This is a genomic window from Neobacillus citreus (assembly GCF_018343545.2).
Taxonomy (GTDB): Bacteria; Bacillota; Bacilli; order Bacillales; family Cytobacillaceae; genus Neobacillus; species Neobacillus citreus.
The window spans coordinates 21,768-44,914 of sequence record NZ_JAGYPE020000030.1 but is presented as its reverse complement, the minus strand read 5'-3'; the positions used below and the strand labels follow the sequence as shown (position 1 = coordinate 44,914).

Below are 23,147 nucleotides of genomic sequence, written 5' to 3'. Positions count from 1 at the left end.
AACTTTTGGCAAGAAAAACGAAGGTGTCCGACTCACTAGAAACATTTAAAAAGACCATTGCTGACTTGGATCAGAAAATCCTAATCCTGACAAATCAAAAGACAAAGGATTTAACATCCAAAGAATCGCTCACCACTGCGATAAATGAACTTAAGATTGAATTTGCCTCAAAAAATGAACAGTTTTTACATGCAAAAGAACGGCTCGAGCAAATGAAGCGGGATATCGTTGAAAACGAACAAAAACTGACTATTTTCACCGAGGACCTGAATTTCCTGACAGCGGAAATGACCAACAGTTCAACCGGTGAGGAGCAGCTAGAGGAAGCCGCTAAACGCAAGCAGCAGGACAAAGAAAATACGCTTAAGCTGATTGCGGCCAGGAGACAGGAACGCCTAGAGCTGCAAGGCGACCTGGAGAATTTGGAGCTTGAAACAAAGGAATTAAAACGAGTTCATAAAGGATTAACCATCGCCATCAAGGACGAGGAAGTAAAAATGAACCGTTTGGATGTAGAGCTTGAAAACAGGCTGACGCACCTTAGAGAGGAGTATTTATTATCCTTTGAGGGAGCCAAGGAGCAATTCCCACTAACTGTTCCGGTCGAAGAAGCCCGCAAAAAGGTGAAATTGATTAAGCTTGCCATTGAAGAGCTAGGTCATGTTAATCTTGGTGCGATTGAAGAATATGAGCGGGTATCGGAACGCTATGAATTTCTAAGTGAACAAAAGGCTGATCTTCAAGAAGCAAAGGATACACTATTCCAGGTCATTGGAGAAATGGATGAAGAGATGAAGAAACGGTTCAGCCAAACCTTCGAGGGAATCCGGGAACATTTTGAACCTGTTTTTCGGGCGTTATTTGGCGGCGGCCGCGCAGACCTAATCTTAACAGAGCCAGAAGATCTCTTGAATACCGGTGTTGAAATCGTTGCCCAGCCGCCTGGTAAAAAACTGCAAAATCTAGGGCTTTTGTCTGGGGGAGAGCGAGCCTTAACGGCAATTGCTCTGTTATTTTCGATTTTAAAGGTACGGCCTGTTCCATTCTGTATCCTTGATGAGGTTGAAGCCGCCTTAGATGAGGCCAATGTCCACCGTTTCAGTCAATATTTAAAACGCTTTAGTAAGGAAACCCAGTTTATTGTTATCACTCATCGAAAAGGGACAATGGAGGGCGCCGATGTCCTTTACGGGGTGACAATGCAGGAATCCGGCGTATCAAAGCTTGTATCGGTCCGCTTGGAGGATACCAAAGAACTAGTAGAATCATAAGATCAGGAAGTGAGAAAATGAGTTTTTTTAAAAAATTAAAAGAAAAGATTACAAAGTCGACGGATAATGTAACAGAAAAATTTAAGGATGGACTCACCAAAACAAGGGAAAGCTTTTCCGGCAAGGTCAACGACCTGATTGCAAGATACCGAAAAGTGGACGAGGAATTCTTTGAAGAGCTCGAAGAAATCTTAATCCAGGCGGATGTCGGTTTTGATACAGTTATGGAACTAATCGATGAGCTGAAAATGGAGGTAAAGCGCCAAAATATTCAGGACCCTGTTGAAGTCCAAAGTGTCATCTCTGAAAAGCTGGTCGATATTTATAATTCAGGGGAAGAACAGTCATCGCAATTAAATATTCAGAAGGATGGACTGACGGTAATTCTATTCGTAGGAGTAAATGGTGTCGGTAAAACAACTACTATCGGCAAGCTTGCCTATAAGTTTAAGTCCGAGGGAAAAAAAGTAATATTAGCGGCTGGAGACACCTTCCGTGCCGGTGCGATTGATCAGCTTGAGGTTTGGGGAGACCGGGTGGGAGTCGAAACCATTAAGCAGGCTGAGGGCTCTGATCCGGCAGCTGTCATGTATGATGCCATCCAGGCCGCAAAATCAAGAAACGCTGATATTCTCATCTGCGATACAGCAGGCAGATTGCAAAACAAAGTAAACCTGATGAAAGAGCTTGAAAAGGTGAAGCGGGTAATTGAAAGGGAGATCCCGGGTGCGCCGCACGAAGTTCTCTTGGTGCTTGATGCCACAACCGGCCAAAACGCACTCATTCAGGCAAAAACCTTTAAAGAAGCCACCAATGTAAGCGGAATTGTCCTGTCCAAACTCGACGGAACCGCCAAAGGCGGAATCGTCCTAGCGATCCGCAACGAATTGAAAATCCCCGTTAAATTCGTAGGGCTGGGGGAAAAAATGGACGACCTGCAAGAATTTGACGCCGAAAAATACGTCTATGGACTATTCGCGGAGCAGATTGAAAAGTCTGAATAGAATAATGTAAAGATGTTTTGCTTGACACTAACGGTTCGCCCATGTAAACTACTTCGTAAAGGCTTTTCGCTTTACAAAAGGGGGATGCGGCATGCTTGAAAAGACAACACGAATGAACTACCTGTACGACTTCTATCATTCGCTGTTAACGCCAAAGCAGCAAAGCTATATGTCTCTCTATTATTTGGAAGACTACTCACTCGGTGAAATCGCCGAAGAATACGAAGTCAGCCGTCAGGCCGTTTATGATAATATCAAACGGACAGAGGCAATGCTCGAGGAGTACGAAGAAAAGCTATTATTATTTCAAAAATTTCAGGAACGCAACCGGCTCGTCAAGCTTCTGAAAGAACTGCTCGATGAAGAGCAGCCAAGCAAGCAGGCGATGCAAGCCACAATCGCTGAGCTGGAGAATTTAGATTAGGAGTTGGGATAAATGGCGTTTGAAGGATTAGCCGACCGACTGCAAAATACAATCCAAAAAATCCGCGGCAAAGGGAAAGTCACTGAAGCGGATGTAAAAGAAATGATGCGTGAAGTGCGTCTCGCCCTGCTTGAGGCGGACGTTAACTTCAAGGTCGTCAAAGATTTTGTCAAAAAGGTAAGCGAACGCGCCGTTGGACAAGAGGTACTAAAGAGCTTAACTCCCGGACAGCAAATCATTAAAATCGTTAACGAAGAATTAACGGAATTAATGGGTGGCGAGCAAAGCAAAATTGCCGTGTCAAATCGCCCGCCAACCGTCATCATGATGGTTGGTCTGCAGGGGGCTGGTAAAACAACGACCTCAGGAAAGCTGGCTAATTTGCTGCGGAAGAAGTATAACAAACAGCCGATGCTCGTTGCTGCCGATATTTATCGCCCAGCCGCAATCAAACAGCTTGAAACACTAGGCAAGCAATTAAGTATGCCTGTTTTCTCCCTTGGTGACCAGGTAAGTCCGGTTGAAATTGCCAGACAAGCCATCGCCAAAGCCAAAGAAGAGCATCATGATTATGTTCTGATCGATACCGCCGGCCGGCTCCATGTTGATGAGACCTTAATGAACGAACTAAAGGACATTAAGGAACTGACCAAGCCGGATGAAATCTTTCTCGTTGTCGATGCGATGACAGGTCAAGATGCTGTCAACGTGGCACAAAGCTTTAATGAACAGCTTGGCCTGACTGGGGTCGTACTGACCAAGCTTGACGGTGATACAAGGGGCGGTGCTGCTCTGTCAATCCGGTCGGTCACTCAGACACCGATTAAATTTATTGGTATGGGTGAAAAGATGGATGCCCTTGAACCGTTCCATCCGGAGCGAATGGCATCACGGATTTTGGGCATGGGTGATGTGCTGACCTTAATTGAAAAAGCACAGGCCAATATCGACGAAGAAAAGGCCAAAGAGCTTGAGCAGAAAATGCGGACAGCGTCGTTTACACTTGATGATTTTCTCGACCAGTTAGGGCAGGTCCGCAAACTTGGTCCGCTTGACGAACTGTTAAAGATGATGCCTGGCGCTAATAAAATCAAAGGTTTGAACAATCTGCAAATCGATGAAAAGCAAATAGCCCATGTTGAGGCCATTATCAGGTCGATGACGAAACAAGAAAAGCTTCACCCTGAAATCATGAACTCAAGCCGTAAACGCCGGATTGCCGCAGGAAGCGGACGTACCGTTGCCGAGGTAAACCGTCTGTTAAAACAGTTTGAGGACATGAAGAAAATGATGAAGCAAATGTCTGGCATGCAGCAAAAAGCCAAGAAAAAAGGTGGATTTAAATTTCCTTTTAAACCGTTTTAGGACGTAAAAATTTGGAAATAATAACTGTAAAGAAAAAACACTTTACAAATAAAAAAACAATTGGTATTATACTATCTTGTGTGAAACTATTCGGAGGTGCTTATTTAAAATGGCAGTAAAAATTCGTTTAAAGCGTATGGGAGCTAAGAAAACTCCTTTCTATCGTATTGTAGTAGCAGATTCTCGTTCACCACGTGATGGACGTTTCATCGAAACAGTTGGAACTTACAACCCAGTTGCTGAGCCAGCTTTAGTTCAAATCAACGAAGAACTAGCTCTTAAGTGGTTGCAAAACGGCGCAAAGCCATCTGATACAGTACGTAACTTGTTCTCAAAACAAGGCATTATGGAAAAATTCCACAATGCAAAATTAAGCAAGTAATCGTGGAGAAGCGATGAAAGAATTGATCGAAACGATTGTTAAGCCCCTTGTTGATTTTCCTGAGGAAGTTCAGGTTGAAACCATTGAAGATGATACTCGAATCACCTATCACTTAACCGTCAATAAAACGGACATCGGTAAGGTGATTGGCAAGCAGGGGCGTGTTGCAAAGGCCATTAGGACTGTTGTCTACGCAGCAGGATCATCACAACAAAAGAAGATTTTCTTGGAAATTGGTGAATAGCTTTTTGCATCAAGAAAGAAAGGGAGGGATCAAAGTCCTCCCTTTTTTGTTAGTTGTTCAAATTTTTAAGGGGGCAATAAACATGCAAATTATCCAATCCGTTGTGGTGAAGCAAATCTTAACCGAAAAAAGCAAACAACAGCTTTTTGACAAGTATCATGCAAGGAAACGGCAGTTTGAAAAAGAATGCGACCAGCTTCAATTCGAATTAAAACGCTTGGAAAAATCAAAAAGCTACCCTCAGGGCACACTAAAAAAGCACTTTGAAAAAGAAATTGAAATGAGACGAGAAAAAATAAAATTACTTGATTTTCAAATAGAACAATTACATATCCTACCAATAGGCAGCGAATTAAAGGAAAAAGAAGTCCAGGCTCTCATTGAGGTTAAAGCAGGGGACCTTTGGATTGACCAAGATTTACAGCCTGAGATTCTTATTAAAGATGGTATCATTGAGGAAATTAGAAGGTGAGTACATATGGAAAGATGGTTCAATGTTGGTAAAATCGTCAATACCCATGGTATAAAAGGAGAAGTCCGCGTCATTTCGAAAACCGATTTTCCGGAAGAACGCTATAAACCGGGGAATACATTATATTTATTTCAAAAGGCATCAAGCACACCGCTTGAATTAACTGTTAAAAGCCACCGCAGCCATAAAAATTTTGATTTGCTTGTGTTTGAAGGGTATGAAAATATTAACCTGGTGGAGAAGTTTCGTGAAGGAATTTTGAAGGTTCCGGAGTCACAGCTAAGTGAACTCGAGGAAGATGAATTCTATTATCATGAAATTATCGGCTGTCTCGTGGCCACAATCGATGGGGAAGAGCTTGGAAAGATTACTGAAATCCTTACTCCGGGTGCGAACGATGTTTGGGTGGTCAAAGGAAAAGATGGAAAAGAGGTTCTAATCCCGTATATCCATGATGTTGTCAAGAAAGTGGATGTAAAGGAAAAGGTTGTCCTTATTGAACCAATGGAAGGACTATTGTCATGATGCAAATCGACATTCTTACCCTTTTTCCTGAGATGTTTACCGGGGTACTAGGGAGTTCGATTTTAAGCAAAGCAGCGGAAAAGTCAGCTGTCCAATACAATGTCGTGAACTTCCGTGAATTCTCCGATAACAAGCATTCCTCTGTGGATGACTATCCATACGGAGGCGGTGCTGGCATGGTTTTAATGCCGCAGCCGATTTTTGATGCGGTTGCCTCACTTACAGAACAGGCTAACAGCAGCCGCCCAAGAATCATTTTGCTTTGCCCTCAAGGGGAGCGATACAGCCAAAGGAAAGCGGAAGAATTGGCCGGCGAGGAACATTTGATATTTATTTGCGGTCATTATGAAGGCTATGATGAAAGAATCAGGGAGTATTTGGTCACCGATGAAATATCAATAGGCGACTATGTTTTAACAGGCGGTGAGCTTGGTGCCATGGTTGTGATTGATAGTGTTGTCCGTCTGCTCCCCGAGGTGCTTGGCAATCAAGAATCCCATATGAAGGATTCGTTTAGTACAGGTCTGCTTGAACACCCTCACTATACAAGGCCTGCTGATTTCCGCAGCATGAAGGTGCCGGATATACTATTATCCGGCAATCACAAGTTAATTGAAGAATGGCGCAATAAAGAAACCCTAAGAAGAACTCTATTAAGAAGACCTGACCTATTTGAACAAGTAGAACTAACACCAGAACAACAAAAGTGGCTGGAGGAAGTAAAAAAAGAATACAAGTAGTATTGCAGGGGCTTTGAGATTATGTTATGATATTTCTTGTGACTTGAGCTGAGTCTATCAGTTTAATGTCTTATAACGATGTTCCGCTGCAATTGATAAATTCTTGTTTTGCATGAGCGTCTGTTGGAAGGAGTTGAAAACGATGCATAAATTAATTGAAGAAATCACAAAAGAACAACTTCGTTCTGATCTTCCTGCGTTCCGTCCTGGTGACACTGTACGTGTACACGTTAAAGTTGTCGAGGGTACTCGCGAGCGTATTCAGCTATTTGAAGGTGTTGTGATTAAGCGTCGTGGTGGTGGAATCAGCGAAACTTTTACAGTTCGTAAAATTTCTTACGGAGTAGGCGTTGAGCGTACTTTCCCTGTTCATACACCAAAAATTGCGAAGCTTGAAGTAATCCGTCGCGGTAAAGTTCGCCGTGCTAAACTTTACTACTTACGTGAACTTCGCGGTAAAAAAGCTCGTATTAAAGAAATTCGCTAATAAGAAAAAGAGAGCTTGCTCTGCAAGCTCTTTTTTTATACCTAGTGAAAATATCTATTAACAAATTATTAAATTTAATTAAAAACATTAATCCCCTCGTGTTAATTAGTTCTAAGTTATGTAAAATAGGCTTTATAAGACATTTTTTACTGGATTGGTGGGGACAAAAGAATGGCAAAAAAGAAAAATGAATTTTGGGAATGGACAAAAGCGCTTTTAATTGCTGTCATCCTGGCAGCCGTAATTCGCTATTTTCTCTTTGCGCCGATAGTTGTGGACGGCTTATCAATGATGCCTACTTTAAAAAATCAGGATCGCATGATTGTTAATAAGGTGAGTTATAAAATAGGTGAACCGCATCGATTTGACATTATTGTTTTTCATGCACCTGAGCATAAAGATTACATAAAACGGGTCATTGGTCTTCCTGGAGATAGAATCGAATATAAGAATGACACTTTATATGTGAATGGTAAAGCGTATAAAGAGCCATATTTGGATGAATATAAAAAACAAGTGGAGGACGGTCCTTTAACAGACTCTTTCACATTGGAAGAAACACCGGTCGGTCAAATAACAGTTCCAAAAGGGGAATTATTTGTAATGGGTGATAACCGCCGCTTCAGCAAAGATTCCCGTCATATCGGATCCGTTCCAATGAGTAAAGTCATTGGCAAGACAAGCATCGTCTACTGGCCGCTAAACGATGCCCATATAGTTTCTGTGAAATAAATAATATTTTTGCAGAATGCATAGTAAAAGGAGGTGACTGCTTTGACGATCCAATGGTTTCCCGGTCACATGGCTAAGGCTCGCAGAGAGGTCACGGAAAAATTAAAATTAGTTGATATCATTTTTGAATTAGTAGATGCCAGAATTCCCTACTCATCAAGAAATCCGATGATTGATGAAATCATTCAACATAAACCGCGTTTGGTGTTATTGAATAAAGCGGATATGGCCGATAAGTATATTACCAAGGAATGGATTGCTTTTTTTGCCAAAAAAGGTGTGAAGGCAATTGCGATTAATTCCCAGGCAGGAGAAGGAATGAAGGAAATTGCCAATGCTGCCCAGGAAATTTTGAAAGAGAAATTTGACCGCATGCGGGCAAAAGGGGTAAAGCCGAGAGCCATCCGGGCCATGATTGTCGGCATTCCCAATGCCGGTAAATCAACACTGATTAACCGCCTGGCGAAAAAAAATATCGCCAAAACTGGCAATACCCCGGGTGTGACAAAATCCCAGCAGTGGATAAAAGTAGGCAAAGAAATGGAGCTTCTAGATACTCCGGGAATATTATGGCCAAAGTTTGAGGATCAAGAGGTCGGAATGAAATTGGCGATTACTGGGGCCATCAAGGATACGCTCTTAAATCTCCAGGACTTGACCGTTTACGCCCTGGATTTTTTAGAGCGAGAATATCCTGAACGCTTGATGGAGCGCTATAAGTTTACCGACATTCCAGATGACGTTGTACTTAAGTTCGACCACATCGGCAAGCTCCGCGGCTGTTTGATGGGCGGAGGAATGGTAGACTACGATAAAGTGGCGGAATTGGTGATCAGAGAAACCCGTTCCGAGAAGTTTGGTCCTTTATCATTCGAAAGGCCCAAGGATTTTCAAACTGAAAATGAAGAATAACGAAAAGCTCTCCTATTGGGGGAGCTTTATTAAACGCTACCTAAAAGGTGAATTAGAATGAAACGTTTGTCGATTGCAGAAATTGAAGAACAGCTGAATAACGTTAATGCAGATAACGACCCTTTCCTAATCAGTCTTGAAGGAGATGAGCGAAAAGGGGTGCAAACCTGCCTAGCGAGATGGAAGAAGCAGAGAGCTCAAGAAAAAGGCCTTGCTGAGAAATTTTTTGAAATGACGGCCTTTGAGCGTAAATACCGCGGTCAAGGTTTTCAGTATATCGCAGGTGTGGACGAAGTAGGCAGGGGGCCGCTGGCTGGGCCGGTTGTGTCCGCAGCGGTCATTTTGCCGACAGATTTTTTCCTGCCAGGGATTGATGATTCGAAAAAGCTGTCCGAAAAAAAACGGCTTGAATTTGATGAAATCATAAGGAGAGAGGCGCTAGCATTCAGCGTGGCCATGGTTCATGCTCCAGAAATAGACGAAATCAATATCTATCAGGCAACTAAAAAAGCAATGAAATCGGCTATTGCAGATCTAGGAACAAACCCGGATGTAGTGCTCATTGATGCCATGAAACTTGACACTCCTTACCTGACAGAATCAATCATTAAAGGGGACGCCAAAAGTATTTCAATTGCAGCCGCATCTATTGTCGCTAAAACAGCAAGAGATTCCCTTATGAAAGAAATTTCGGGGCAGTTTCCGCAATATGGTTTTCAAGAAAACGCAGGCTATGGAACGAAGGAACACTTGCTTGCGATTGACAAGTATGGAATCACTCCTTATCATCGTAAGAGCTTCTCACCCATCAAGGATACTTTGACAAATCAATTAACGTTTTCGCTGGGTACATAAATCTAGCTTAAGTGATTTATAATAAAACAGGCTGAATAAAGCCTGTTTTATTTTTGGAAAATAATAGTTTTGTATTATCTTACTAATTATTTTCCTTGATTTTTATATAAATATTATTTATAGCATAATGGTGGACAAGGTTTGTTTCATTATATAAAATGTAAACGGAGTCAAATTTTTTGAACAGTTTGATTAGGAGGATGGGAAATGAATATCCATGAGTATCAGGGGAAAGAAATCCTCAGAAAATATGGGGTAGCGGTTCCGAATGGAAAAGTGGCTTTCACTGTTGAAGAAGCAGTTGAAGCTGCGAAAGAATTAGGCACACAAGTATGTGTGGTAAAAGCGCAAATCCACGCAGGCGGACGGGGAAAAGCCGGCGGTGTTAAGGTTGCCAAAAACCTTGATGAGGTTCGTACATATGCCAGCGAAATTCTTGGTAAAACCTTGGTTACACACCAAACAGGACCTGAAGGTAAAGAAGTTAAGCGTCTCCTAATTGAAGAGGGCTGCGATATTAAAAAAGAATACTACATCGGATTAGTATTAGACCGTGCTACTTCCCGCGTGGTATTAATGGGTTCTGAAGAGGGCGGAACAGAAATCGAAGAAGTTGCCGCTAATACACCTGAGAAAATTTTCAAAGAGGAAATTGATCCAGGTCTTGGATTAATGCCATACCAAGCACGTCGTTTGGCATTTAATATCAATATTCCAAAGGAATTAGTCAATAAAGCTGTTAAGTTTATGACAGGCCTTTACAACGCTTATATTGAAAAAGATTGCTCGATTGCCGAAATCAACCCGTTAGTTGTAACTGGCGATGGTAACGTAATGGCTTTGGATGCAAAATTAAACTTCGATTCCAATGCATTGTATCGTCAAAAAGATGTTTTAGAGTATCGCGACCTTGAAGAAGAAGATCCAAAAGAAATCGAAGCTTCCAAGTATGACTTAAGCTATATTGCATTAGATGGCAATATCGGCTGTATGGTTAACGGTGCCGGACTGGCAATGGCTACAATGGATATCGTTAAGCACTATGGCGGCGAACCGGCAAACTTCCTTGATGTTGGGGGCGGTGCAACTGCTGAGAAGGTTACGGAAGCATTTAAAATTATCCTTTCCGATCCAAACGTAAAAGGTATTTTTGTTAATATCTTCGGCGGTATCATGAAGTGTGATGTCATTGCTGATGGAGTAGTAGAAGCAGCAAAACAAGTTGGCCTATCTATTCCGCTTGTCGTTCGTTTAGAGGGAACAAATGTTGACCTAGGTAAGAAGATCCTATCTGAGTCAGGTCTTAATATCACAGCTGCTGAATCCATGGCAGACGGCGCACAAAAAATCGTTTCATTAGTGAAATAGGATCAAGAGAAAGGGGAATTAACGTGAGCGTTTTTATTAATAAAGACACAAAAGTAATTGTTCAAGGAATAACAGGCGGAACAGCCCGTTTCCATACAAAGCAGATGCTTGAATACGGCACACAAATCGTCGGCGGAACTTCACCGGGCAAAGGCGGCCAAGAGGTGGAAGGTGTTCCTGTTTTCAATACTGTGAAAGAAGCAGTCGAAGCAACAGGCGCAAATGCTTCCGTTATTTATGTTCCAGCTCCATTTGCTGCAGATTCCATTATCGAAGCGGTTGATGCTGAACTAGATCTTGCTATTTGTATTACAGAGCATATTCCAGTATTGGATATGGTGAAAGTTAAGCGTTACATGGAAGGCAAGAAGACTCGCTTGGTTGGTCCAAACTGCCCTGGCGTGATTACAGCTGATGAATGTAAAATCGGCATTATGCCTGGCTACATTCACACTAAAGGACATGTTGGCGTTGTTTCCCGCTCTGGTACTTTAACATATGAGGCTGTTCATCAATTAACTCAAGCAGGTATCGGCCAGACAACTGCAGTTGGTATTGGCGGAGACCCTGTTAACGGAACAAACTTCATCGATGTATTAAAAGCATTCAATGAAGATCCTGAAACATATGCTGTTATCATGATTGGTGAAATCGGTGGAACAGCAGAAGAGGAAGCGGCACAGTGGGTAAAAGCAAACATGACTAAGCCTGTTGTCGGCTTCATCGGCGGACGTACTGCACCTCCAGGAAAGCGCATGGGCCATGCTGGTGCGATTATTTCCGGCGGAAAAGGTACTGCTGATGAAAAAATCCGCGTTATGAACGAATGTGGCATGAAAGTAGCTGCAACACCATCCGTAATGGGTGAAACTTTAATTGAAGTACTTAAAGAACAAGGCTTATACGAAAAGTGTAAAACTCACTAAAATACACCATGATAAACAGAAAGTCCCTCAAACTATGAGGGGCTCTTTCTGTTTAAAAAATTTAAAATGGAGGAAATTAACAGTGAATGAGTTTACTGAAAAACTAATCTCCCTGCTTCATTATCCTGATATATCGTGGCATTCGATCTATCAAATATTAAAAAGAGACCCGGGACTTGAATCTCTAAAATCTTATCAACCATTAGCCCAATTGAGCATGTTCCCTCCTCCGGCCTCCGCCATTGCTGCATACCCTGCAACCGAACCCTTTTATCCCGAAATCATTTATGACCAAATCCGCCAATACAAAACAAATGATATCTCCGTCATCACCGTATTTGACCCGCTGTATCCCCGTTATTTAAAAGAAATTTATCAGCCTCCTTGGGCAATCTTCGCAAAAGGTGACTTATCCCTGCTAGAGAAAGATCCGAAATTAGCTGTGGTTGGTTCTAGGCAAGCGACCCAGTACGGAAAAAATGCCATCCGTTTAATTTTCCCGGAATTAATTGATAATGGAGTGCTAATTGTCAGCGGCTTAGCAAAAGGTATTGATAAACTCGCCCATGAATACGCTATTAAAAATGGCGGAAAGACGATTGCTGTGATTGCCGGAGGGCTGTACCATATTTATCCAAAGGAAAATATGAATCTGGCATTGGAAATGATGAAAACACAGCTTGTTCTCTCTGAATACCCGCCGGATACACAGCCACAGAGATGGCATTTTCCAGCGCGAAACCGAATCATTAGTGGAATGTCACGGGGAACATTTATTATAGAAGCAAAGAGGAAAAGCGGCTCATTAATAACGGCCAATTATGCCGTTAATGAGGGCAGAGACGTTTTTTCGCTTCCCGGAAGCATTTTTAATCCCTATTCAATCGGGGCAAATGAACTTATTCAGCAGGGAGCAAAACTTGTCACAAAAGCCGGGGATATATTAGAGGAAATAAGATAAAACTGTATTTTATTGAATAAATTTTTAATTTTTGCAGGGTTTTTTGTATAAATGAAGAAAAGTTAGGATAAAAAGGTTGAAATAATTTCTAATTTGTATTACATTTTCCAACATAAGTTCAAAAACTAGAATGAGACAATAATATTGAAAGTATTATATAAATAATTTGGGATATGGGAGTTTTGGAAAGTATTTCTTGAAGCAAAGTTGTCATAACTAGAATTTAGAAAACTTCTCAAAAAAATCGAGCATCTTAGAAGCAGGCTTTTGCCAGATTCGGGGCGCTTTCACACTTTCCCTCTTAAGGAGGAACATACATGTCAGAGTTTCTTGTCATCGTTGAATCGCCTGCAAAAGCGAAAACGATTGAGCGATATTTAGGAAAAAAATATAAAGTAAAAGCATCAATGGGACACGTCAGAGATTTGCCGCGCAGCCAAACGGGGGTTGATGTAAACAACGGCTTTGAACCGAAATATATTACGATACGCGGAAAAGGTCCTGTTTTAAAGGAATTAAAGACAGCAGCCAAAAAAGCCAAGAAAATTTTTCTGGCGGCCGACCCCGATCGCGAAGGAGAAGCAATCGCTTGGCATTTGGCGCATAGCCTTGATGTGGATATTAACTCGGACTGCCGGGTAGTATTTAATGAAATCACCAAGGATGCTATCCAGGAATCGTTTAAACATCCACGGCCAATCAATAAAGACTTGGTAGATGCACAGCAGGCCCGCAGAATTCTTGACCGCCTGGTGGGCTATAATATCAGTCCGCTGTTATGGAAAAAGGTCAAAAAGGGGTTAAGTGCGGGAAGGGTCCAATCGGTTTCCGTCAGATTAATCATTGACCGTGAAAATGAAATTAAAGCTTTCATTCCAGAAGAATATTGGACGATTGACGGCGAATTTTTAAAGGGGAAAGATCAATTCAGCGCTTCGTTTCATAGTCTTGTAGGACTGAATAAAACAGAAGTAAGCTCTGAAGAAGAGGTGCAAAAGATTCTGCAGCAAATGGAGGGAAACAAGTTCACGGTCATTGCCGTAACAAAAAAAGAGCGGCGCAGAAATCCTGCCCCGCCATTTATAACCTCCTCCCTGCAGCAAGAAGCAGCCAGAAAATTAAACTTTCGGGCCAAAAAGACAATGATGCTGGCACAGCAGCTGTACGAAGGAATCGAACTTGGCAAAGAAGGGACAGTCGGTTTGATTACCTATATGAGAACAGATTCCACCAGGATTTCTGAAATAGCTCAGGAAGAAGCGGCTAATTATATCAAGACTGAATATGGGGAGCAATTTCTAAAAACAGAGCAAAGGAAAGAGAAGAAACAGACAAATGCTCAAGATGCTCATGAAGCGATTCGGCCGACCAGCACATTCAGAGATCCGAGCAGTTTGAAGGAGTTCCTTTCAAGAGATCAACTGCGTTTATATAAATTAATTTGGGAACGGTTCTTAGCCAGTCAAATGGCCCAAGCTGTAATGGATACAATGAGTGTTGATTTACAAAATGGCAATGTGGTGTTTCGCGCTACCGGATCGAAAATAAAGTTCCCCGGCTTTATGAAGCTATATGTTGAAGGTACAGATGATCAAGTGGAGGAATCCAACAAAATGCTTCCTGACCTCAATGAAGGGGATGAAGTGTTCCAGAAGGATATTGAGCCGAAACAGCATTTTACCCAGCCGCCGCCTCGGTATACGGAGGCAAGGCTTGTAAAGACGCTTGAGGAACTTGGAATCGGCAGGCCTTCAACCTATGCCCCAACGCTCGATACAATTCAAAAACGGGGCTATGTAGCGCTCGACAATAAGCGTTTTGTTCCGACGGAGCTTGGAGAAATTGTCCACGAATTAATGGTAGAGTTTTTTCCGGAAATTGTGAATGTCGAGTTTACCGCCAAAATGGAACAGGATTTGGATAATGTTGAAGAAGGAAAAACACCGTGGGTAAAGATCATCGATGAATTCTATCAGGATTTTGAAGTTCACCTGAAAAAAGCGGAAAAGGAAATGCAGGAAGTTGAAATCAAAGACGAACCTGCCGGTGAAGACTGTGAAAATTGCGGCAGCCCGATGGTGTTTAAAATGGGCCGCTACGGCAAATTCATGGCTTGCAGTAATTTCCCGGACTGCCGAAACACAAAACCGATTGTTAAAGAAATCGGCGTTACCTGTCCTACTTGTAAAGAGGGAACAATCGTTGAAAGAAAAAGTAAGAAAAAGAGATTGTTCTACGGGTGCAGCCGCTTCCCAGAGTGCGATTTCCTATCTTGGGATAAGCCGCTTCCTAGAAACTGTCCAAAATGTGAGGGACTCCTTGTCGAGAAAAAACTCAAAAAGGGTGTCCAAGTCCAATGCGTATCCTGTGACTATAAAGAAGAACCGCAGAGCTAAGGAGTGGGAAATATTCCACTCTTTTTAATTTTTTTGAACATAAAACTTTTTTGTTTGTCATTCGTATAGTAAAATGCAAGATGGACTGAATTCGAGGGAATGGTAAAAAGTAAGGACTTATTTAATATTTGAATGTTTCAGGAGGATTAACATGGATATAACAGTAAACGTTGTCGGTGCCGGATTGGCAGGCAGCGAAGCAGCGTGGCAGCTCGCCAAGCGCGGTGTAAAGGTCCGTCTTTACGAAATGAGACCAGTCAAACAAACTCCAGCCCATCATACAGATAAATTTGCCGAACTGGTCTGCAGTAACTCGCTTAGAGCTAATACATTAACAAATGCAGTCGGTGTATTAAAAGAAGAAATGAGAAGGCTTGATTCTGTTATTATCTCTGCGGCTGATGCCTGCAGTGTTCCTGCCGGGGGGGCATTGGCTGTTGACCGTCATGAATTCGCGGCAAAAGTTACCGAAATGGTGAAAAACCATGAAAATGTGACAGTCATCCATGAAGAGGTCATAGATATTCCGGAAGGACTAACGGTCATCGCAACAGGCCCACTAACAAGTCCGGAATTATCGGCCAAACTGAAAAGTTTAACGAATGAAGACTATCTATATTTTTATGATGCAGCGGCGCCGATTATCGAAAAAGACAGCATTGACATGGATAAAGTTTATTTAAAGTCCCGCTATGATAAAGGGGAAGCGGCATATTTAAATTGTCCGATGACGGAAGAGGAATTTGATCGTTTTTATGAAGCTTTGGTCACAGCTGAAACCGTCCCTTTAAAGGAATTTGAAAAGGAAATCTTTTTCGAAGGCTGCATGCCGATTGAAGTAATGGCAGCAAGAGGGAAGAAAACGATGCTGTTCGGTCCATTAAAGCCAGTCGGGCTAGAGGACCCAAAGACAGGTAAAAGACCTTTCGCGGTTGTTCAGTTAAGGCAGGACGATGCAGCAGGTACGCTGTATAATATTGTTGGTTTTCAAACCCATTTAAAGTGGGGCCCGCAGAAGGAAGTGCTACAATTAATACCGGGTCTTGAAAATGCCGAAATTATTCGCTATGGCGTTATGCATCGCAATACCTTTATCAACTCACCAAAGGTGCTAAAAGCAACTTATCAATTTAGAAACCGGGAAAATTTATTTTTCGCTGGACAAATGACGGGTGTTGAAGGGTACGTGGAATCTGCTGCGAGCGGTTTAATTGCGGGAATTAATGCGGCAAGACTCGCGACGGGAATGGAAACTGTAGAATTCCCAGCGGAAACGGCAATCGGCAGTATGGCGCGGTATATTACTTCTGCAAACCCGAAAAGTTTTCAGCCGATGAACGCCAATTTCGGATTGTTTCCTGAACTGCCTGTGAAAATAAGAGGAAAGCAAGAACGGAATTTGCAGCATGCTAATAGAGCGTTAGAAACAATTCAGAACTTTGTGAAAGTTTTGTAAAATTTATTGCAAGGGCTATTGAATTGTGATACGATTTAGAAGCCCTTGTGATAGAAAATGTTGATAATTGTGAATGTTTTGTTAACATTTTTGATTCGTTATTTACAACTGGACAGGAATTGCGCAAAATACTAAGGGACTTATTCAGCTTTTTTATAGTGATTTTGTTATGTTCATGGCTGAGCAAAAGGTGAAGAAAAATGTATAGAAAAAAACATCCCAGGGTATAAATGAATACAGTTTTCATAATTATCTTGTAGAAGGATTTTTTTACATACTTTACTTTGAACTAAAAGAAAAAACTCCAAAAATGAAGGAGGATATCTTAATGGAACAATTTCATGCCACCACGATATTTGCCATCCATCATAATGGCGAGTGCTCAATGTCCGGTGATGGCCAAGTTACCATGGGCAACGCTGTTGTGATGAAACATACAGCTCGCAAGGTTAGAAAGATATTTAATGGGAAGGTATTGGCAGGCTTTGCTGGTTCTGTAGCAGATGCTTTTACTCTTTTTGAATTGTTTGAAGGAAAGTTAGAGGAATTTAACGGGAATCTTCAAAGAGCAGCAGTTGAGCTTGCAAAAGAGTGGCGAAGTGATAAAGTCCTAAGAAAACTGGAAGCCATGCTGATTGTGATGAATCGTGAAAGTTTGCTGCTTGTGTCCGGCACAGGTGAAGTTATTGAGCCCGATGATGGAATTCTTGCAATTGGATCAGGCGGGAACTATGCATTATCAGCAGGTCGCTCATTAAAGAAATATGCCGGAGATCATTTATCGGCTAGGGAAATTGCGAAAGCATCGTTAGAAATCGCTGCTGAAATCTGCGTCTATACAAACCATAATATTATCGTGGAAGAGCTATAGCGGGAAGGAGCTAAAAATAATGGTCAGAACAACCAATTTAACCCCCCGGCAAATTGTTGAAAAGCTGGATCAATATATTATTGGCCAAAAGGATGCGAAGAAAGCCGTTGCGGTAGCCCTAAGAAACCGATACAGAAGGGGCCTTCTGGACGATAAGCTTCGAGATGAAATTATCCCTAAAAATATCTTAATGATTGGCCCGACTGGTGTTGGGAAAACGGAAATTGCCCGGAGAATTGCGAAGCTTGTCGGTGCACCATTTGTTAAGGTGGAAGCAACGAAGTTTACCGAAGTCGGCTACGTTGGTCGTGATGTAGAATCCATGGTTCGTGATCTGGCAGAAACATCTGTCCGTCTGGTAAAGGAAGAACGGATGCTAAGCGTGAAAGAACGGGCCGAAGAAAATGCTAACAGCAGACTTGTTGAACTTTTGGTTCCATCAGCGAAAAAATCATCTAACTATAAAAACCCGCTCGAAATGTTATTTGGCGGCGGGAACAATGCAAACGAGCAGGAAACACACCAAGAGGATTATTCTATCCAGGAAAAAAGAAAGATTGTCAAAGAAAGATTGGCACTTGGTCAAATGGAGGATGAAATTGTCACGGTTGAAGTGGAAGAGCAGGCGCCTTCCATGTTTGACATGCTCCAAGGCTCAGGTATTGAACAAATGGGGATGAATATGCAGGATGCCCTAAGCAGCTTCATGCCGAAAAAGCGCAAAAAAAGAAAACTTACTGTTCGAGAAGCAAGAAAAGTATTAACGAGTGAAGAAGCTGCGAAGCTGATTGATATGGATGAAGTAACATCTGAGGCCATTTATCGCGCCGAGCAAAACGGAATCATTTTTATTGATGAAATTGATAAAATTGCCAGCAAAAATAATGGCGGCTCCTCGGCAGATGTTTCCAGAGAAGGTGTGCAAAGGGACATTCTGCCAGTGGTTGAAGGTTCCACAGTGGTAACAAAATTTGGGCCGATTAAAACCGACCATGTCTTATTCATTGCTGCGGGTGCCTTTCATATGGCGAAGCCTTCCGATTTGATCCCCGAATTGCAAGGGCGTTTTCCAATCCGGGTGGAATTGACAAAGCTTACAGTCGATGACTTCTTTAGGATTTTAATCGAACCGGACAATGCTTTAATAAAGCAATATCAAGCATTATTGGAAACAGAAGGTATACAAATTGAATTTTCTGACGATGCTATTCGTAGAATAGCTGAAGTAGCATTTGAAGTGAATCAGAATACCGACAATATCGGTGCCAGACGGCTTCACACAATCCTCGAAAAACTATTAGAGGATCTATCCTTCGAAGCACCGGATATTACGATGGATAAAATCACCATAACACCTCAATATGTTGACGAGAAGCTAGGCGCTATATCGAAAAACAAAGATTTGAGTCAATTTATTCTTTAAGTTCGTATCTTATTACCTAATACGTTGCAAAAATCGTATTACCAATAAAAATTTAATAATGGTTGTAGTTATTTAGGAGGAAGAAACAGATGGATTTACTTACAAAAACAAGAAGAATTAATATTTTGCTGCAAAAGGCAGCAGGCAAACCGGTAAACTTTAAAGAAATGGCAGCAACATTAAGTGAAACCATTGAAGCAAATGTTTACATCGTCAGCCGCCGTGGGAAGCTACTCGGGATTACGATTTATCAGCAAATCGAAAACGAACGTATGAAAAAAATGTTCGAGGATCGTCAATTTCCGGAAGAGTACACAAACAATTTGTTCGCAATTACTGAAACATCCCCGAATTTGGATGTAGATAGTCAATATACAGCTTTCCCTGTGGAAAATAAGGATTTATTCCGTGAAGGTTTAACAACAATTGTTCCGATTATTGGCGGCGGTGAACGTCTTGGCACATTAATCCTGGCAAGATTGCATGATAAGTTCAATGATGACGATTTAATCTTGGCTGAATATGGTGCAACTGTTGTCGGAATGGAAATCCTTCGTGAAAAATCTGAGGAAATTGAAGAGGAAGCACGAAGCAAAGCTGTTGTGCAAATGGCCATCAGCTCCTTATCTTACAGTGAGTTAGAAGCCATTGAACATATTTTTGAAGAGCTAAACGGTAATGAAGGGTTATTAGTCGCTTCAAAAATTGCAGACCGTGTAGGAATTACCCGCTCCGTTATTGTCAACGCTTTAAGAAAGCTCGAAAGCGCTGGAGTTATCGAATCCCGCTCCCTTGGAATGAAAGGAACTTACATTAAAGTTCTTAATGACAAGTTCTTGGTCGAGCTTGAAAAATTAAAATCACATTAATGTTTTAAAGGATTCCCGGCAGGAGCCGGGAATTTTTTTGAATCTAAACCTTGATTGTTTAATGGCTATGTGCTATATTATTTCATGGTGTTATTACACACGCTTGTTGATTTAGGCAGAGGGTGCTTAACTTTAAGTCCTGCTTAAAGATGAGATAAGCGGAGGAAAACAAACCATTAGGAGGAAAAAAACATGTCAGTAATTTCTATGAAGCAATTGCTTGAAGCTGGTGTACATTTCGGACACCAAACTCGCCGTTGGAATCCAAAGATGAAGAAATATATCTTCACAGAGCGTAACGGCATCTACATCATCGACCTTCAAAAGACAGTTAAGAAGGTAGAAGAAGCTTATAACTGGGTTAAGGAACTTGCTGCAGAAGGCGGTACAGTCCTTTTCGTTGGTACAAAGAAACAAGCTCAAGATTCTGTTAAAGAAGAAGCAGCTCGTTCTGGTATGTACTATGTTAACCAACGTTGGTTAGGTGGTACATTAACAAACTTTGAAACAATTCAAAAGCGTATCGGCCGCTTAAAAGATATTGAAAGAATGTCAGAAGACGGTACTTTTGAAGTATTACCTAAGAAAGAAGTTGTTCAACTTAAGAAAGAACAAGAACGTCTTGAGAAATTCTTAGGCGGAATCAAAGATATGAAACAGCTTCCAGATGCATTGTTCATCATCGACCCTCGTAAAGAGCGCATTGCAGTAGCAGAAGCTAAGAAATTGAACATTCCTATCGTAGGTATCGTTGATACAAACTGCGATCCTGATGAAATCGATGTTGTTATCCCAGCAAACGATGACGCAATCCGCGCTGTTAAATTATTAACTGGCAAAATGGCGGATGCTATCTTAGAAGCTAAACAAGGCGAAGAAGTAGCTGTAGAAGCGTAAATTTATAGCCTTATCTAAAAAAGGTGATAAGAGGGAGACCCTTTATCACCTTTTTTTAAAGAATGAAAGTTTAACCCGGGTCTCATTGGTAAAGATATGAATACATAGTTAATTGAAGGAGGATATTAAATTATGGCAATTACTGCTCAAATGGTTAAAGAATTACGTGAAAAAACTGGCGCAGGTATGCTTGATTGCAAAAAGGCGTTGACAGAATCAGACGGTGACATGGACAAAGCAATTGACTATCTACGCGAAAAAGGTATCGCAAAAGCTGCTAAGAAAGCAGACCGTATCGCGGCAGAAGGCTTAACTTCCATTTCAACAAATGGCAATGATGCTGTTATCCTAGAAGTAAACTCCGAAACTGACTTCGTTGCGAAAAACGAAGGCTTCCAAACACTTGTAAAGGAGCTTGCTGAACATTTACTTAAGAACAAGCCTGCTACAGTGGAAGAAGCATTAGCACAAACAATGGAAAACGGTGCAACAGTTGATGCTCATATCAATGCGGCAATCGCAAAAATTGGTGAAAAACTATCTCTTCGCCGCTTTACAGTAGTTTCTAAGACAGACAGTGATGCATTTGGCGCTTACCTTCATATGGGCGGACGCATTTCTGTATTAACTGTTCTTGAAGGTTCTACAGATGCCGATGCTGCAAAAGATGTTTCTATGCACATCGCTGCGTTAAATCCAAAATATGTTTCCCGCGATCAAGTTTCTCAAGAGGAAGTAGAACATGAGCGTCAAGTATTAACTCAGCAGGCACTTAACGAAGGCAAGCCTGAAAATATCGTGACTAAAATGGTTGAAGGCCGCCTTGGCAAATACTTTGAAGATGTTTGTGTTCTTGACCAGGCATTCGTTAAAAATCCTGATCAAAAGGTTCGCCAATTTGTTGAATCTAAAGGCGCTACAATCCGTGAATTCATTCGCTACGAAGTAGGCGAAGGTATCGAAAAGCGTGAAGATAACTTTGCTGAAGAAGTAATGAACCAAGTGAATAAAAAATAGTCAATTATTCTCGGGCTAAAAGGTTTGAAGTATTTGTAATTGATGTTTGAATAGGGGACACGCTGTGTTCCCTATTTTTTAAGATGAAAAAAGTTAGAATTTTTTATGGAGGTTTATATGAACGGTCCTAAGTACAAACGCGTTGTGTTAAAATTAAGCGGAGAGGCTCTTGCTGGTGATTCGGGCTTTGGAATTAAACCATCTATCATCAAATCAATTGCCACTCAAGTAAAAGAAATTGCCGAGCTCGGTGTAGAAGTGGCTGTTGTTGTCGGCGGCGGCAATATTTGGCGCGGGAAGATTGGCAGTGAAATGGGGATGGACCGGGCAACTGCTGATTACATGGGGATGTTGGCAACGGTAATGAACTCTCTTGCGTTACAAGACAGTTTAGAGCACTTAGGGATTGAATCACGGGTACAAACCTCAATTGAAATGCGTCAAGTTGCAGAACCTTACATAAGACGCCGTGCGATCAGACACTTGGAGAAGAAGCGGGTAGTCATTTTTGCAGCAGGAACAGGAAATCCGTATTTCTCGACAGATACAACAGCGGCCTTAAGAGCAGCTGAAATTGATGCGGAAGTTATCCTGATGGCGAAGAATAATGTCGATGGTGTTTATTCTGCTGACCCACGTGTTGATGCCAACGCTGTAAAATATGATGATCTTTCATTCCTTGATGTTTTAAAGGAAGGCTTGGCAGTTATGGATTCAACTGCATCATCCCTATGTATGGATAATGATATTCCACTTATTGTCTTTTCTATCATGGAGCAGGGCAATATCAAAAGGGCCGTTATGGGTGAAAAAATCGGAACGATTGTTAGGGGGAAAAACTAATGGCAAAAGAAGTCATCAATTCCGCAAAAGAAAGAATGGCAAAAGGAATTCAAGCTTATACTCGCGAGCTTGCCAGCATTCGTGCCGGCAGAGCGAGTGCTTCACTTTTAGATCGAATTACAGTCGATTATTATGGGGCGCCAACGCCTGTTAATCAGCTGGCGGGAATCTCGACTCCGGAAGCCCGGTTATTGGTCATCCAGCCATATGATAAAACAATCCTTGGCGATATTGAAAAAGCGATTCTGAAATCGGATTTAGGCTTAAATCCTTCCAATGATGGTTCTATCATTCGGCTTGCAATTCCCCAATTAACAGAGGAGCGCCGTAAAGAATTGGTAAAAGTGGTGAAGAAGGAATCAGAAGAAGCGAAAATCGCGATCCGTAACGTTCGCCGCGATGCCAATGATGAGTTGAAAAAGCTTGAAAAAAATGGTGAAATTACAGAAGACGCCCTGCGCGGATTCTCTGATGATATTCAAAAACTTACCGATGATCACATCCATAAAATTGATCAAATCACAAAAGATAAAGAAAAAGAAATTATGGAAGTGTAACGTAAATAATAAAGAATGACCCTCTTTTTAGGGGGTTTTTTCACTATTAATAGAAAAATTTTAAAATACATAAGTTAGGATTGTTTGACATTATTCTTAATTCTTTCTATTTTACATAGTATGAAATGAGATATCTTTTTTCTTTTTTGG

25 protein-coding genes are annotated in these 23,147 nt (G+C 41.6%); all 25 read left to right on the top strand.

Annotated features, from left to right (window positions below; all coding sequences use genetic code 11):
* The coding region (locus KHB02_RS16465; protein ID WP_420848090.1) for a chromosome segregation SMC family protein at positions 1–1,271 on the top strand (1,271 nt) is incomplete at its 5' end.
* A gap of 17 nt (positions 1,272–1,288) precedes the next feature.
* Positions 1,289–2,275 carry a signal recognition particle-docking protein FtsY gene (gene ftsY / locus KHB02_RS16460; protein WP_213140789.1) on the top strand — a complete coding sequence of 329 codons (987 nt, stop codon included), beginning with the start codon at positions 1,289–1,291 and terminating at the stop codon, positions 2,273–2,275.
* Positions 2,276–2,366: 91 nt separating this feature from the next.
* A complete protein-coding gene (locus tag KHB02_RS16455; protein WP_213140788.1) occupies positions 2,367–2,699 on the top strand; it encodes a putative DNA-binding protein in 333 nt (110 codons plus the stop codon).
* Positions 2,700–2,711: 12 nt separating this feature from the next.
* Positions 2,712–4,064: a signal recognition particle protein gene (gene ffh / locus KHB02_RS16450; protein ID WP_213140787.1), complete on the top strand. Its 1,353-nt coding sequence runs from the start codon at positions 2,712–2,714 to the stop codon at positions 4,062–4,064.
* A gap of 109 nt (positions 4,065–4,173) precedes the next feature.
* Positions 4,174–4,446 carry a 30S ribosomal protein S16 gene (rpsP, locus tag KHB02_RS16445; RefSeq protein WP_213116352.1) on the top strand — a complete coding sequence of 91 codons (273 nt, stop codon included), beginning with the start codon at positions 4,174–4,176 and terminating at the stop codon, positions 4,444–4,446.
* A gap of 13 nt (positions 4,447–4,459) precedes the next feature.
* Entirely contained in the window at positions 4,460–4,690 is a 231-nt protein-coding gene (locus KHB02_RS16440; RefSeq protein ID WP_213140786.1) for a KH domain-containing protein, read from the top strand.
* An 82-nt stretch (positions 4,691–4,772) separates the two neighbouring features.
* A complete protein-coding gene (locus KHB02_RS16435) occupies positions 4,773–5,162 on the top strand; it encodes a YlqD family protein (RefSeq protein ID WP_213140785.1) in 390 nt (129 codons plus the stop codon).
* A 6-nt stretch (positions 5,163–5,168) separates the two neighbouring features.
* Positions 5,169–5,687 carry a ribosome maturation factor RimM gene (rimM, locus tag KHB02_RS16430; RefSeq protein WP_213140784.1) on the top strand — a complete coding sequence of 173 codons (519 nt, stop codon included), beginning with the start codon at positions 5,169–5,171 and terminating at the stop codon, positions 5,685–5,687.
* A complete protein-coding gene (gene trmD, locus KHB02_RS16425) occupies positions 5,684–6,427 on the top strand; it encodes a tRNA (guanosine(37)-N1)-methyltransferase TrmD (protein ID WP_241113899.1) in 744 nt (247 codons plus the stop codon). Before rimM ends, trmD begins: the two co-directional genes overlap by 4 nt.
* Before the next feature lie 142 nt (positions 6,428–6,569).
* Entirely contained in the window at positions 6,570–6,914 is a 345-nt protein-coding gene (gene rplS / locus KHB02_RS16420) for a 50S ribosomal protein L19 (RefSeq protein ID WP_213116348.1), read from the top strand.
* Positions 6,915–7,085: 171 nt separating this feature from the next.
* Positions 7,086–7,646: a signal peptidase I gene (gene lepB / locus KHB02_RS16415; protein ID WP_213140783.1), complete on the top strand. Its 561-nt coding sequence runs from the start codon at positions 7,086–7,088 to the stop codon at positions 7,644–7,646.
* 42 nt (positions 7,647–7,688) lie between these two features.
* The gene (gene ylqF, locus KHB02_RS16410; RefSeq protein WP_213140782.1) at positions 7,689–8,558 is read left to right on the top strand and encodes a ribosome biogenesis GTPase YlqF; all 870 of its coding nucleotides are present in this window, start codon (positions 7,689–7,691) and stop codon (positions 8,556–8,558) included.
* Between the two features lie 57 nt (positions 8,559–8,615).
* Complete coding sequence (locus KHB02_RS16405; RefSeq protein WP_213140781.1) at positions 8,616–9,413, top strand: ribonuclease HII; 798 nt, start codon at positions 8,616–8,618, stop codon at positions 9,411–9,413.
* Between the two features lie 207 nt (positions 9,414–9,620).
* On the top strand, positions 9,621–10,781 hold the full coding sequence (gene sucC, locus KHB02_RS16400) for an ADP-forming succinate--CoA ligase subunit beta (protein ID WP_213140780.1): 1,161 nt from the start codon (positions 9,621–9,623) through the stop codon (positions 10,779–10,781).
* A 23-nt stretch (positions 10,782–10,804) separates the two neighbouring features.
* The gene (sucD, locus tag KHB02_RS16395) at positions 10,805–11,707 is read left to right on the top strand and encodes a succinate--CoA ligase subunit alpha (RefSeq protein WP_213140779.1); all 903 of its coding nucleotides are present in this window, start codon (positions 10,805–10,807) and stop codon (positions 11,705–11,707) included.
* An 82-nt stretch (positions 11,708–11,789) separates the two neighbouring features.
* Positions 11,790–12,668 carry a DNA-processing protein DprA gene (dprA, locus tag KHB02_RS16390; protein ID WP_213140778.1) on the top strand — a complete coding sequence of 293 codons (879 nt, stop codon included), beginning with the start codon at positions 11,790–11,792 and terminating at the stop codon, positions 12,666–12,668.
* 317 nt (positions 12,669–12,985) lie between these two features.
* Entirely contained in the window at positions 12,986–15,064 is a 2,079-nt protein-coding gene (gene topA / locus KHB02_RS16385; RefSeq protein ID WP_213140777.1) for a type I DNA topoisomerase, read from the top strand.
* 151 nt (positions 15,065–15,215) lie between these two features.
* Positions 15,216–16,520 carry an FADH(2)-oxidizing methylenetetrahydrofolate--tRNA-(uracil(54)-C(5))-methyltransferase TrmFO gene (gene trmFO, locus KHB02_RS16380; protein ID WP_213140776.1) on the top strand — a complete coding sequence of 435 codons (1,305 nt, stop codon included), beginning with the start codon at positions 15,216–15,218 and terminating at the stop codon, positions 16,518–16,520.
* A gap of 328 nt (positions 16,521–16,848) precedes the next feature.
* Positions 16,849–17,391, top strand: a complete 543-nt coding sequence (gene hslV, locus KHB02_RS16375; RefSeq protein WP_213116339.1) for an ATP-dependent protease subunit HslV — start codon at positions 16,849–16,851, stop codon at positions 17,389–17,391.
* 19 nt (positions 17,392–17,410) lie between these two features.
* The gene (hslU, locus tag KHB02_RS16370; protein ID WP_213140775.1) at positions 17,411–18,814 is read left to right on the top strand and encodes an HslU--HslV peptidase ATPase subunit; all 1,404 of its coding nucleotides are present in this window, start codon (positions 17,411–17,413) and stop codon (positions 18,812–18,814) included.
* 89 nt (positions 18,815–18,903) lie between these two features.
* Positions 18,904–19,683, top strand: a complete 780-nt coding sequence (gene codY / locus KHB02_RS16365; RefSeq protein WP_213140774.1) for a GTP-sensing pleiotropic transcriptional regulator CodY — start codon at positions 18,904–18,906, stop codon at positions 19,681–19,683.
* Positions 19,684–19,875: 192 nt separating this feature from the next.
* Entirely contained in the window at positions 19,876–20,580 is a 705-nt protein-coding gene (gene rpsB / locus KHB02_RS16360; protein ID WP_213116336.1) for a 30S ribosomal protein S2, read from the top strand.
* 132 nt (positions 20,581–20,712) lie between these two features.
* Positions 20,713–21,597, top strand: coding sequence for a translation elongation factor Ts (gene tsf / locus KHB02_RS16355; protein ID WP_213140773.1), 885 nt, complete (start codon positions 20,713–20,715; stop codon positions 21,595–21,597).
* 117 nt (positions 21,598–21,714) lie between these two features.
* Positions 21,715–22,440: a UMP kinase gene (pyrH, locus tag KHB02_RS16350; protein ID WP_213140772.1), complete on the top strand. Its 726-nt coding sequence runs from the start codon at positions 21,715–21,717 to the stop codon at positions 22,438–22,440.
* Positions 22,440–22,997 (top strand): ribosome recycling factor, encoded by a 558-nt coding sequence (gene frr / locus KHB02_RS16345; RefSeq protein WP_213140771.1) that lies wholly within the window; start codon positions 22,440–22,442, stop codon positions 22,995–22,997. The genes pyrH and frr overlap by 1 nt, the downstream gene beginning before the upstream one ends.
* The last annotated feature ends 150 nt before the right edge of the window (positions 22,998–23,147 follow it).

Excerpts from the sequence above, each read along its gene's own strand:
- ftsY (WP_213140789.1), top strand. The coding sequence starts at position 1,289 with ATGAGTTTTTTTAAAAAATTAAAAGAAAAGATTACAAAGTCGACGGAT.
- KHB02_RS16455 (WP_213140788.1), top strand. The coding sequence starts at position 2,367 with ATGCTTGAAAAGACAACACGAATGAACTACCTGTACGACTTCTATCAT.
- ffh (WP_213140787.1), top strand. The coding sequence starts at position 2,712 with ATGGCGTTTGAAGGATTAGCCGACCGACTGCAAAATACAATCCAAAAA.
- rpsP (WP_213116352.1), top strand. The coding sequence starts at position 4,174 with ATGGCAGTAAAAATTCGTTTAAAGCGTATGGGAGCTAAGAAAACTCCT.
- KHB02_RS16440 (WP_213140786.1), top strand. The coding sequence starts at position 4,460 with ATGAAAGAATTGATCGAAACGATTGTTAAGCCCCTTGTTGATTTTCCT.
- KHB02_RS16435 (WP_213140785.1), top strand. The coding sequence starts at position 4,773 with ATGCAAATTATCCAATCCGTTGTGGTGAAGCAAATCTTAACCGAAAAA.
- rimM (WP_213140784.1), top strand. The coding sequence starts at position 5,169 with ATGGAAAGATGGTTCAATGTTGGTAAAATCGTCAATACCCATGGTATA.
- trmD (WP_241113899.1), top strand. The coding sequence starts at position 5,684 with ATGATGCAAATCGACATTCTTACCCTTTTTCCTGAGATGTTTACCGGG.
- rplS (WP_213116348.1), top strand. The coding sequence starts at position 6,570 with ATGCATAAATTAATTGAAGAAATCACAAAAGAACAACTTCGTTCTGAT.
- lepB (WP_213140783.1), top strand. The coding sequence starts at position 7,086 with ATGGCAAAAAAGAAAAATGAATTTTGGGAATGGACAAAAGCGCTTTTA.
- KHB02_RS16405 (WP_213140781.1), top strand. The coding sequence starts at position 8,616 with ATGAAACGTTTGTCGATTGCAGAAATTGAAGAACAGCTGAATAACGTT.
- sucC (WP_213140780.1), top strand. The coding sequence starts at position 9,621 with ATGAATATCCATGAGTATCAGGGGAAAGAAATCCTCAGAAAATATGGG.
- topA (WP_213140777.1), top strand. The coding sequence starts at position 12,986 with ATGTCAGAGTTTCTTGTCATCGTTGAATCGCCTGCAAAAGCGAAAACG.
- trmFO (WP_213140776.1), top strand. The coding sequence starts at position 15,216 with ATGGATATAACAGTAAACGTTGTCGGTGCCGGATTGGCAGGCAGCGAA.
- hslV (WP_213116339.1), top strand. The coding sequence starts at position 16,849 with ATGGAACAATTTCATGCCACCACGATATTTGCCATCCATCATAATGGC.
- hslU (WP_213140775.1), top strand. The coding sequence starts at position 17,411 with ATGGTCAGAACAACCAATTTAACCCCCCGGCAAATTGTTGAAAAGCTG.
- codY (WP_213140774.1), top strand. The coding sequence starts at position 18,904 with ATGGATTTACTTACAAAAACAAGAAGAATTAATATTTTGCTGCAAAAG.
- rpsB (WP_213116336.1), top strand. The coding sequence starts at position 19,876 with ATGTCAGTAATTTCTATGAAGCAATTGCTTGAAGCTGGTGTACATTTC.
- tsf (WP_213140773.1), top strand. The coding sequence starts at position 20,713 with ATGGCAATTACTGCTCAAATGGTTAAAGAATTACGTGAAAAAACTGGC.
- pyrH (WP_213140772.1), top strand. The coding sequence starts at position 21,715 with ATGAACGGTCCTAAGTACAAACGCGTTGTGTTAAAATTAAGCGGAGAG.
- frr (WP_213140771.1), top strand. The coding sequence starts at position 22,440 with ATGGCAAAAGAAGTCATCAATTCCGCAAAAGAAAGAATGGCAAAAGGA.